This window comes from Variovorax sp. PDC80 (assembly GCF_900115375.1).
GTDB lineage: Bacteria > Pseudomonadota > Gammaproteobacteria > Burkholderiales > Burkholderiaceae_C > Variovorax.
This window is the reverse complement of the sequence record NZ_FOWG01000011.1, coordinates 296,286-306,955: the sequence shown is the minus strand read 5'-3', so window position 1 is coordinate 306,955 and position 10,670 is coordinate 296,286. Positions and strand designations below refer to the sequence as shown.

Annotated in this window: 7 protein-coding genes; all 7 read right to left on the bottom strand. The window is 69.8% G+C overall.

The genetic code is table 11. From position 1 onward, the window contains the following. Positions 1-8 precede the first annotated feature (8 nt). Positions 9-2,885, bottom strand: coding sequence for a type VI secretion system Vgr family protein (locus BM109_RS29345; protein ID WP_093350837.1), 2,877 nt, complete (start codon positions 2,883-2,885; stop codon positions 9-11). Between the two features lie 52 nt (positions 2,886-2,937). Further along, positions 2,938-5,634: a type VI secretion system ATPase TssH gene (gene tssH, locus BM109_RS29340; protein ID WP_093350835.1), complete on the bottom strand. Its 2,697-nt coding sequence runs from the start codon at positions 5,632-5,634 to the stop codon at positions 2,938-2,940. Positions 5,635-5,673: 39 nt separating this feature from the next. Then, the gene (gene tssG / locus BM109_RS29335) at positions 5,674-6,750 is read right to left on the bottom strand and encodes a type VI secretion system baseplate subunit TssG (RefSeq protein ID WP_093350832.1); all 1,077 of its coding nucleotides are present in this window, start codon (positions 6,748-6,750) and stop codon (positions 5,674-5,676) included. An 11-nt stretch (positions 6,751-6,761) separates the two neighbouring features. Next, complete coding sequence (tssF, locus tag BM109_RS29330) at positions 6,762-8,663, bottom strand: type VI secretion system baseplate subunit TssF (protein WP_093350829.1); 1,902 nt, start codon at positions 8,661-8,663, stop codon at positions 6,762-6,764. A gap of 93 nt (positions 8,664-8,756) precedes the next feature. Then, on the bottom strand, positions 8,757-9,269 hold the full coding sequence (gene tssE / locus BM109_RS29325; RefSeq protein WP_093350827.1) for a type VI secretion system baseplate subunit TssE: 513 nt from the start codon (positions 9,267-9,269) through the stop codon (positions 8,757-8,759). After that, positions 9,262-10,110 carry a type VI secretion system accessory protein TagJ gene (locus BM109_RS29320; RefSeq protein ID WP_093350824.1) on the bottom strand — a complete coding sequence of 283 codons (849 nt, stop codon included), beginning with the start codon at positions 10,108-10,110 and terminating at the stop codon, positions 9,262-9,264. Before BM109_RS29320 ends, tssE begins: the two co-directional genes overlap by 8 nt. Positions 10,111-10,123: 13 nt before the next feature. Further along, complete coding sequence (locus BM109_RS29315; RefSeq protein WP_093350822.1) at positions 10,124-10,669, bottom strand: type VI secretion system tube protein Hcp; 546 nt, start codon at positions 10,667-10,669, stop codon at positions 10,124-10,126. Between the last annotated feature and the right edge of the window lies 1 nt (position 10,670).

The following is a 10,670-nucleotide window of genomic DNA, read 5'->3' as shown; positions in this document are numbered from 1 at the left end:
GGCCGGCCTCAGGTGCCGCCGTGGGGCGGGACGTAGCGCGGCGGCAGCGGCGGCATCGGCGGCGCGTCCGGAATGACCGGCGCCGCGGGCACCACGGGGGCCTTGCCCGCGGTCTCGGGCGCCGCCTTGCTCAAGGCATCGGCGGTGCGCCGGCCGTAGGTTCCGCCCAGCAGTTCCGCGCCCGCCATGCCGAGTCCGCCCACCAGCGGGATCATCGACAGCTTGCCTTCGTAGGCGCGCCGCTCGGCAATGGCCGCCATGTCGCCCAGGCGGGCGGCCAGGCTGGTCAGCCCCTGGGCGGCGGCCTCCTCGGCCGCCTTCTTGAGCTCGGTCTTGGCCGTCTCGTACTGGGTGAAGGTGGCGTTCACGTCGAACAGGCCGGCGATCAGGGCCGCGGCACCGATGGCGAAGCCCGTGACCATGCCCGCGGTGCCGCCGCTGGCCGCGGCGCCGGCACCGCCGCCGCCCGAGATGATCTTCATCGTCTGCAGGTCGAGGTCCACGCCGTTCTGGCTCAGGTTCACCGAGGCGACGTTGGTCAGCCGCGCCGCGGCCGTGTTCTCGATCTGCACGCCGGCGAAGTTCGCGATGTCGACCGCCAGCGCGTTGCTCATGTTGAGCCCCATGAAGGTCGACCGGTTCATGCCCAGGTTGGCCTCGCTGTTGGAGCCGATGTAGCCGCTCGAGTTGGAGCCCAGCACGGTGGTGTTGGAGCCGATCGAGGTGGCGTTGATGTCGCCCACCGCGATCATGTCGATCGAGGAGTTGGCGATCAGCTTGACCTGGTTGGCCATGATGGCGTGCTTGCCGCCGGTGACGTCGTTGCGCTCGCCGCCGCTTTGCATCTTGCTGTTGCCGGTCACCAGGTAGGCCATGTCGGCGCCCACGGAGGTGGTCTGGAAACCGACCACGCCGATGTCGTGGTTGGCACCCACCACCGTCTTCTGGAACCCGCCGATCGCCACGTTCTGGTTCGCCGTGACGATCAGGTCCTGCATGCCGACGACCGAGGTCTTCTGGCTCGCATGGAAGATGTTCTCCTGGTAGCCCTGCACCTGGGTCTTCTGCCCGCCCGAGCCGATGGTGTTGCTCTGCGAGATGCCGACGATGTTGGTCTGGATCTCCGCCACCGTGTTCTTCTCGTTGCGCTTGACCAGCGCCGTGCGGTCGCGGTCCACGGTCTCGGTCTGGTCGCGCCCCACGCTCAGCGAATCGTCCACCTCCACCGAGGTCGACATGTTCCGCTCCGCATGGATGTTGACGAGCTCGGCCCCCTTCTTGTCCTCGAACATGATCTCGTTGTAGTTCGAGGGCCCGCCGCCGGGCGTGGAGCGGGTCTTGAAGCCGCTCTGCGTGGCCGACTTGTAGGGGATCGGCTGGTCGTCGTTGTAGACGCGGCCGGTGACGATCGGCCGGTCGGGATCGCCGTTCATGAACTCGACGATCACCTCCTGGTTGATGCGCGGCGCGAAGTAGCCGCCCCAGCCCTTGCCGGCCCAGGGCTGCGAGACGCGGATCCAGGCGGTCGAGCGGTCGTCGCGGAAATCCTTGCGGTCCCAGTGGAAGTGCACCTTGACGCGGCCCATGGGGTCGACGTCGTGCTCCTTGCCCTTGCCGCCCACGACGATGGCGCTCTGCGGGCCCGGCATGGTCACGCGCGGCGTGAGCCGCGGCGGACGGAAGATGTGGTCGGCGGGCAGCGCGGTGATCAGGAAGGCGCTGGTGCCGCGCACGCCCTCGCGCAAGGTGGGCGTGGTGTCGATCAGCTCGAGCAGGGCATCGGTGCAGCCGGCATTGACCGCGTCGTCGCGCAGCGCCTCGCGCAGCAGCTCCGCGGTCGGCCGCGGCGCGACGAAGGTGCCCATGCCCTCGTAGCCCGGATGGGTGGCGACGAAGACGCAGCCGCCGATCAGGTAGTCGCCGTCGCGCGTGCCGTCCGGATCGCCCTTGAAGGTGAAGGTGTGGCCCACCGCAACATCGGGCCAGCGCGTGACGGCCCAGTGCAGCGTCTGGCGCGCCGGCAGCTCGCCCGCGCGGACCTCGAGCACGACATCGGATTGCTCGCTCGTGAAGAAGCCGCCCGGGTACTCGAACACCTCCAGGTCCGCCAGCTCGTGCGCGGGCACCATCTCGCCGTGCGTGCTCAGCAGCGTGTTGATCGCCTTGTAGTTCACGTCGCGCGACTCGTACTTGCCCGAGCGCAGCTGGCGCGCGCTGACCCAGCGCTCGATCTCGTTGAAGCGCGCCTCGCTCGCGCCGTCGCCGGCGTAGTTCAGCACGCCCTTGGCGGGCAGCGGCCCGTGCGCCATGCCGGTGGAATCGGCCAGGTGCATCACGCCCGGCGAGTCGAAGGAATCGAACCAGTAGTAGACGCCCTCGTCCTCGAGGATGCGCGACAGGAAGTTGTAGTCGCTCTCCTGGAACTGCACGCAGTAGCGGCGCGCCTCGTGCACGCCGATCACGCCCGCGGGCTCGGTCTTCGCATGGGCCTTGATGGGACTGTCGGTCAGCACGGCATCGAGCACGTCGAGCACCGGCTTCTCCTGCAGGATGCACGAGTTGATGCGCTTGGTCAGCAGGCCGAACCACGAGCGCAGGCTGATGCGGTATTCGAAGAAGCGCCCGACCTGACCGCCGCGCACCACGCGCACCGCATGGCCGCGCGCATGCCGCTCGTGCTTCTGGTCGTCGGCGTCCGCGAAGCCGATCACCACGTCGAAGGCGTGACCGAGGATCTGGCGCGGATCGATGGTCCGGTCCTGCGACAGCACGGTGAGCTCGTAGGACGACGGGCGCGACAGCCCCTCGTGGCCCACGATGCGCCAGAACATCAGGTCCTTGTTGACGGGTGATTCGCTGTCGATGCGGAACTCGTGCTCGGCCATCTTGCTGTCTTTCTGGTTGGGAGCGCCTCAGCGTGCCGGCCGCGGCGCCAGGTCAATCGAAGGCGTAGGTGAAGTCGGCGTCCTTGACGTCGAGCGCGACGCGGCGGATCTCGCCGCCGGCGGCCAGGCGCTGCAGGTACTCGACCGAGATCGTCGGCAGCACGGTGTTGGTCAGGATGGCGTCGATCACGCGGCCGCCCGACTCCGGGTCCTGGCAGCGCGCGACCACCTGGTCGACCACCGCGTCGCTGTACTCGAAGGGCACGCCGTGGTTGGTCTCGACGCGCTTCTTGATGCGGCCCAGCTGCAGCCGCACGATCTTCTTCATCATCTCGGGCGACAGCGGGTAGTAGGGGATGGTGACGATGCGGCCCAGCAGCGCGGGCGGGAACACCTTCATCAGCGGCGCCTTCAGCGCATCGGCCAGCGCATTCGGGTCGGGCAGCAGCTCGGGGTCGCGGCACATGCTCATGACGAGCTCGCTGCCGGCGTTGGTGGTCAGCAGGATGATCGTGTTCTTGAAGTCGATCATGCGGCCCTCGCCGTCCTCCATCCAGCCCTTGTCGAAGACCTGGAAGAAGATCTCGTGCACGTCGGGGTGCGCCTTCTCGACCTCGTCGAGCAGCACCACGCTGTAGGGCCGGCGGCGCACGGCCTCGGTCAGGATGCCACCCTCGCCGTAGCCCACGTAACCCGGGGGCGCGCCCTTGAGCGTGGAGACGGTGTGCGCCTCCTGGAACTCGCTCATGTTGATGGTGATGATGTTCTGCTCGCCGCCGTACAGCGCCTCGGCCAGCGCGAGCGCGGTCTCGGTCTTGCCGACGCCCGAGGTGCCGCACAGCATGAACACGCCGATCGGCTTCTGCGGGTTGTCCAGCCGCGCGCGCGAGGTCTGGATGCGGCGCGCGATCATCTCGAGCCCGTGCTTCTGGCCGATCACGCGCTGGTTCAGCGTGTCGGCGAGCTTGAGCACCGCCTCGACCTCGTTCTTGACCATGCGCCCGACCGGAATGCCGGTCCAGTCGGCGACCACCGAAGCCACGGCCTGCTCGTCGACCGAGGGCAGGATCAGCGGCGACTCGCCCTGCACCGCGTGGATCTTCGCCTGCAGCTCGTGCAGTTCGGCGAGCAGCGCTGCGCGATCGGGCGCGGCCTCGGCGGGGGCGGCTTCGGTGCCGGCCGGTGCATCCACCGGCTTGTTCCCCGTGCGCAGCTTCGCGCGCAGTTCCAGCAGCCGGTCGACCAGGCCCTTCTCTTCCTGCCAGCGTGCATTGAGCACTTCCAGCTGCGCCTTCGACTCGGCCAGCAGCGTCGACACCTGCGCCGCGCGCTTGGTGACGTCGATGCCGATCGCCTCTTCGCGGCCGATGATCTCCTGCTCGACCGTCAGGCCCTCGATGCGGCGCATGCAGTCCTCGACCTCGGGCGGCGTCGCATGCTGGCTCACGGCCACGCGCGCGCAGGCGGTGTCGAGCAGGCTCACGGCCTTGTCGGGCAGCTGGCGCGCGGGAATGTAGCGGTGCGACAGCTTCACGGCGGCCTCGATGGCCTCGTCGAGCAACTGCACGCGGTGGTGCTTCTCGAGCACGCTGGCCACGCCGCGCAGCATCAGGATGGCCTTGGTCTCGTCGGGCTCGGGCACCTGCACGACCTGGAAGCGCCGTGTCAGCGCCGGGTCCTTCTCGATGTACTTCTTGTACTCGGCCCAGGTGGTGGCGCCGATGGTGCGCAGGTTGCCGCGCGCCAGCGCGGGCTTCAGCAGGTTGGCGGCGTCGCCGGTGCCGGCCGCGCCGCCCGCGCCCACCAGCGTGTGGATCTCGTCGATGAACAGAATGATCGGCGTGGGCGAGCTCTGCACCTCGTCGATCACCTGGCGCAGGCGCTGCTCGAACTCGCCCTTCATGCTGGCGCCGGCCTGCAGCAGGCCGATGTCCAGCGTGAGCAGCTTCACGTCCTTGAGCTGCGGCGGCACGTCGCCGCGCGCCAGGCGCTGCGCGAAGCCTTCGACCACGGCGGTCTTGCCGACGCCGGCCTCGCCGGTCAGCAGCGGGTTGTTCTGGCGCCGGCGCATCAGGATGTCGACGATCTGGCGGATCTCCTCGTCGCGGCCCGTCACCGGGTCCATCTCGCCCTTCTTCGCCTTCTCGGTCAGGTCGACCGCAAACTTCTTGAGCGCATCGCCCTTGCCCATGGCGGCCGGCGCCATCGCGCCCGCGTCCTCGCCGGGCGCGCCGCTGCCCATGCCGGTGCCGTCCTGCGCGCGCATCTGGGCCTCGGGCGAGGCATCGCAGATCTTCACGAAGTTCTCGGCCAGGTCCTCGACCTTGACCTTCTCGAACTGCTTCGACAGGCCGAACAGCGGGTTGCGCAGGCTCTGCGTCTTGAGCATGCCCACCAGCAGGTAGCCGGTGCGCACCTGCGCCTCGCCGAACTGCAGGGTGGCGTAGGTCCAGGCGCGCTCGATCGCGTTCTCGATGTGCGGCGAGAAGTCGCTGATGGCGGTGGCGCCGCGCGGCAGGCGGTCGAGCGCGGCCGTCATGTCCTTGGCGATCACCGAGACGTCGAGGCCGTAGTGCTGGATCACGCGGTGCAGGTCGGAGTCCTGCGCCTGCAGCAGCTGCGCGAACCAGTGCTCGAGCTCGACGTACGGGTTGCCGCGCATCTTGCAGAAGACGGTCGCGCCTTCGATGGCCTTGTAGGCCAGCGAATTGAGTTTCCCGAACAGGGCGGTGCGGCTGATTTCACTCATGGAGGACTCCGTATCTCTTCAAGACGAACGAAAGGGGTTTCATTGAAAGGCCGGCGCGCGCGGATGCGCCTCGCCACCGGGTCGGCTCGCGATGCGCACGTCGCTCGCGTCGCGCGAACGCGGGCGCTCGCCGAGCCACGAGATCCAGCCCAGCCGCGGCGCGTTGCCGCGCTGCTGGCCGAGCCGCGTGGGCGGCACCTGCTCCTTGCGCAGCACCAGTTCGGCATCCCACTCGAGCTCGCCGCCCAGCAGCTGCAGCATCCAGCGCTGCAGCACGGGCTGCGCGTCGCCGATCGGCAGGAACATGCGGTAGCGCGCGAGGTCGAGCGGCCCGACGTGCAGCCGCACGCGGTGCTGGCGGTCCCAGGCGCGGGTGCCGAGCATCGCGCCCATGCCCATGGCGCGCGAGCTCTCGCCGCGGCCCAGCCGCGTGAGTTCGGCATCGGGCAGGCTCATCCAGTGGCCGACCCAGCGCTCGAGCTTCATCGGCACGCCGAAGTAGCTGCACAGCACCGACTCGACCCCTTCGGCGCTGTGCACGCGGCGCGCGAGCCAGCCCGAGAAGTGCAGCCGCGCGTCGTCGTGGATCTCGTCGCGCCCGGTGCGCCCCGGCGTGCCGATGCCCACCAGCGCGCCGATCTGCAGCCGGAAGCGGTCCTCGCCCGGCCGGTCGAGCGCGACCGCGGGCCGGGCCTGCGCCCAGGCGCGGTAGAAGTGCAGCGAGAAGCGGTGCAGGAAGCTGTCGAGGAAGGCGAGCCAGGTCGGGTCGCCGTGGTTCAGGCTGCGCTCGCGGATGAAGTCGCTCAGGTGCACCGGCAGCGGCCCGTTGGGACCGATGTAGGCGAAGAAGTGCTGGCGCAGCCGCGGCGGCGAATGCGCGCCGGCCGGCTCGAAGCGGCTGAAGGCGGCGGGCGCGAACGACAGCGAGGGCTCCTGGCCCACGCGCACCGGCTCGGCGCTCGGCAGCAGCGCGCGGCCCCAGCGCGGCGTGGTGGCGGCGGCCGATTCGAGCCGGCGCAGCACCGCGAAGTAGTCGTAGGCCCAGGGCTGGTCGGACCACTGGCGCAGCGCGGCATCGACGCGCGCGGCCACCGTTCCCTCGGGCGTCGCCGGCACCGCGGGCGCGGCTAGAGGATCTGGCGCGTCCCGCACAGCGGCCTCCAGCGCATGTTCTCGCCCTTGCCCGCGATGCGCACCACGGTCTCGACGAAATGATTGACCTCGACGTGGCGCGCCAGGTAGCGCGCGAGCACGGCACCGAACAGGAACACGCTGTGGCCGTGGAAGGCGTCCTTGTCGACCTCGAGCGTGATCTCCAGGCCGCGCCCGAAGGCGATCGGCCCCTTCATCGGCAGCCGGCGCGCCACCGCCTTGCTGCTGACCGACAGCAGCCCGCGCACCTGGCCCTGGCGCATCTCGTCGGCGTGCGAGGCGTAGAGCATCAGCGTCTCGCGCAGCGCGGCCGCGCCCTGCTGCGGCGTGCTGTCGGAGATCGACAGGTAGTTGAGCGCGAGGTGGTCGAGCACGCGCCAGCCCAGCCCCTGGCTCACCACCGGCGACACCGGCCGCGAGGGCCCGCGCACCATGCGCACGCGCTGCGCGGGGAAGGAGTCGACGCAGTCGAAGTCGTTGTCGCGGCCCATCGGCAACAGCAGCGGCAGGTCGCGGTTGGTGCACAGCGCCGACACCGCGAGCTGGCGCAGGCTGGCCGCGTACGGCGCCTGCTGCGGATCGACGATCTGCATGTAGACCTCGGAGCCGATGTGGCTGCTGCGGTTGCCCTCGGTGCGCTGGCGCACCGACAGCATGCGCGGCTCGCGCGTGGTCGTGTAGTAGGCCGGATGGCTGTGGCGCGTGCCGTGGAAGGCCGAGTAGAAGGGCCGGAACAGCTGCTCCACCGCGGCCGCCGAGCCCGAGTCCGCGCCCGGCGCGCCGTGGCCGACGACCTCGGTCACGGTGTGCACCTCGAAGTCCTGCGGCCGCGTGCGGTCGGGCACCAGGTGGAACTGGCTCACGCCTTCGCTGAGCGGCACGCGGTCGAGCCGCTTGTTGAACAGGTTGACCACCGGCACGCAGTGCAGCTGCACGTTCTCGGCCGTCACCAGCTTCTCGAGCGCCGCGTCGCCGCGCGAGAACAGCAGCACGATCTCGATCTGCGTCACCGGCATCGACGGCAGCACCGACTGCAGGCCTGAGATCTTGAGGAACTGGAAGCGCTGCGGAAACGCGAAGTACTCCTGCAGCAGCCGGAAGCCCGAGAAGCCGGTGGCCGTGACCGGCAGCAGCGCCTCGTCATCCTCGAAGCCGACCACGCCGATGGCGCTCGGCGGCAGGCTGCGCGCCTCGCCCTGCAGCGCGCCGCCGGCACCCAGCGGCCGCACCAGCACGCCGATGGGCTGGCCCAGCGCGCATTCGTGCAGCTGCCAGGCCACGTCGTCGGCGCCGCCGAGATGCAGCACCAGGTCGTCGAGCGCGATCTGGCTGAAGTTCAGGTCGGCGGTGGTGCGCAGCACCATGCGCAGGCCGCCGCGGATGGCGCGCGACTGCGGGTGCGTGGCCAGCGGCAGGTCGGGCGCGTAGCTGAAGTACTGGGCACGCAGCAGCTCCAGCGGCCACAGCCGCATCGCGCTCGCGGTGCGGAACTCGCAGTAGGTGCTCTGCCCGACCGCGTGCCGCGAGCGCAGGCCCGCGCCGCGCGGCAGGGTCGGCCCCACGGCGAGGTTGGCGTCGTCGGGGTCGTGCACCATGCTGACCACCGCCATCGCGGGCGTGGGCGCGAGGAAGTGCGGATAGACGATGTCGAGCAGGTGGCCGGTGAAGCGCGGGTACTCGGCATCGAGCTTGAGGTTGACGCGCGCCGACAGGAAGGCCGTGGCCTCGATCAGGCGCTCGACGTAGGGGTCGGCGACCTCCTGGCCTTCGATGCCGAGCCGGTTGGCGATCTTCGGAAAGGCGCGCGCGAACTCGGCCGAGCTCTCGCGGAAGTAGCGCAGTTCCTGCTCGTACAGGCTCAGCAGTCGGGGATCCATCGCGGCGCTACCTCCAGGTGGCCAGCGGCCCGCACGCGGCCCGCGGCAGGCGGGAATCGGCGCGCGGCGAAGCGGAATGCGGGGCCGGCGGCGTCATGGCTTCTGGGTCGCGTCCTCGATCTCGATGCGTCCTTCTTCCAGGTCGACCCGGCTGCGCATGAGGAACTCCAGCGGCACCGGCTGCGCCCACAGCATGCCGCGGATCTGCAGGCCGACGCAGTTGTGCGAGTCCAGGGCGGAGCCTTCCATGACGAGTTCCACTTCGAGAGTGCGTGAGAGGATGCGTGGCTCGAACTGCAGGATCGCGTTCTTCAGAGCCTGTTCCATGCTGACACGCTGTATCGACGAGGTGAACTGGCCAGACAGCATAGGCAATCCGTAGTTGATGACGGAGCGCGCGGCGTTCGGGTACTGCCGGTCGTCCATGCCGAGGCCGTAGCTGGTGGCGTTGAAGAGCCAGCTCAGGTCGCGCAGCACGGCCGCGCGCAGCGCCTGCTTGGTGAGCGTGCGCTTGTCGTCGCCCTCGCGCTGCTCGTCGGGCGCGCTGTCGACCAGCCGGTCGAGCAGCGAGGGCTGCAGCCGCTCCTGCGCCGTGAGGTCAACCACCTGCGCCGCTTTCTTCGCCGTTCGCTTCGCCGCTTTCTTCTTCCTGCGCGGCGGCCGTGAACACGATCTCGCGCACGTCCATCAGCGCGTACTCGCCGGCGTCGGTGCCGAACACGCGCTGGCCATGGCCGGCCCAGACCTCGGGCCGCAGCTCGCGCCACTCGGTGCGGCGCGCGAGCAGCAGCTGGCCGTCGCTGCAGCGCTCGGTGCCTTCGTAGCGCGTGGGGATCAGCGCCAGCGTCTCGCCGCCGTTCTCGAAGTCCAGGTGCGCGGGCATCCAGACGCAGTCGCGCAGGTCCTCGGGCGGCTCGATCTTCACGCAGGCGAGCCGCGCATAGGGGATCCAGTAGTACTTGCCGTTGACGAAGGCCTCGAGCACCGGGCCCAGCCGCATGTCGGCGTCGGACAGCCAGTCGAAGGGCACGCCGTCGATGCTGCCGGCGATGGCCGGCGCCGCGTCGAAGGCGCGCTGGCGCAGGTCTTCGGCCAGCTCGGCCTCACCGCGTCCCTGCCGCAGCAGCGACTCGATGAGCAGCGCCAGCCATTCGTCGGGCTGGCCGAAGATCATGGGCGTGCGCGTGCCGGCAAACACCTCGGCGCGCAGGCCTTCGCAGCGCACGGCATCGCCGTACACCTGCTTCATCGGAACGGCGAGCGCATCGAGCTCGGCCGCGACCGTCAACTGGTTGAGCGCGCGCTCCCACTGGCCCAGCACGCACAGCAGCTGGGCCATGAAGACGCGCGGCTTGCTGTCGGCGGGCTTGGCGCGCACGTCGTCGCTCAGCGCCTTGAGGGCGGCCACCGGATCGGCGGCCTTGAGGAATTCGGCGGCGGTGGTCATGGCTGGCTCCGCTTCACTGGGTGGCCGCGATGACCGCGGTGCGCACGGCGCCGCGGATGCCCGAGGCGAGCTGCGGCGCGGTCTTGATCTGCACGTTGCGGCTCTCGAACACGGTCACCTCGCGCGGCTGGCGCGGCGTGCCGCCGGTGAGGATGGCCTGGCTCACGACGCGCGCGCCGGTCAGGATGACCTCGAAGAAGGGCTGCGACGGCAGGTGGTCGCCGCTGGCGCGGTAGACGAAGATCGAGACCTCGAGGTTGGCCTCCTGGCTGAACAGCAGGCTCGCGATCGACGCGGTGGCGGCATCGACCTCGCGCACGATGACGAAGGGATGCACGCGCACCGAGCCCTTGGTCGAGCCGGGCGGCGACACCACCTCCATCTGGTGGCAGTAGCCGCCGATGTCGATGAACTCGAGGCCGCGTTCCGATTCGCCCTTGACCTTGGTGCCGCGGTTGTCGATCGACATCAGGAAGTCGTTGACCGGTTCGCCGGCCATCAGGTCGAGCAGGCGCAGCAGCTCGTCGGGATCGAGGGCGCCTTCTGCAGAAAAGCTCATT

Excerpts from the sequence above, each read along its gene's own strand:
- BM109_RS29345 (WP_093350837.1), bottom strand. The coding sequence starts at position 2,885 with ATGGCCGAGCACGAGTTCCGCATCGACAGCGAATCACCCGTCAACAAG.
- tssH (WP_093350835.1), bottom strand. The coding sequence starts at position 5,634 with ATGAGTGAAATCAGCCGCACCGCCCTGTTCGGGAAACTCAATTCGCTG.
- tssF (WP_093350829.1), bottom strand. The coding sequence starts at position 8,663 with ATGGATCCCCGACTGCTGAGCCTGTACGAGCAGGAACTGCGCTACTTC.
- BM109_RS29320 (WP_093350824.1), bottom strand. The coding sequence starts at position 10,110 with ATGACCACCGCCGCCGAATTCCTCAAGGCCGCCGATCCGGTGGCCGCC.
- BM109_RS29315 (WP_093350822.1), bottom strand. The coding sequence starts at position 10,669 with ATGAGCTTTTCTGCAGAAGGCGCCCTCGATCCCGACGAGCTGCTGCGC.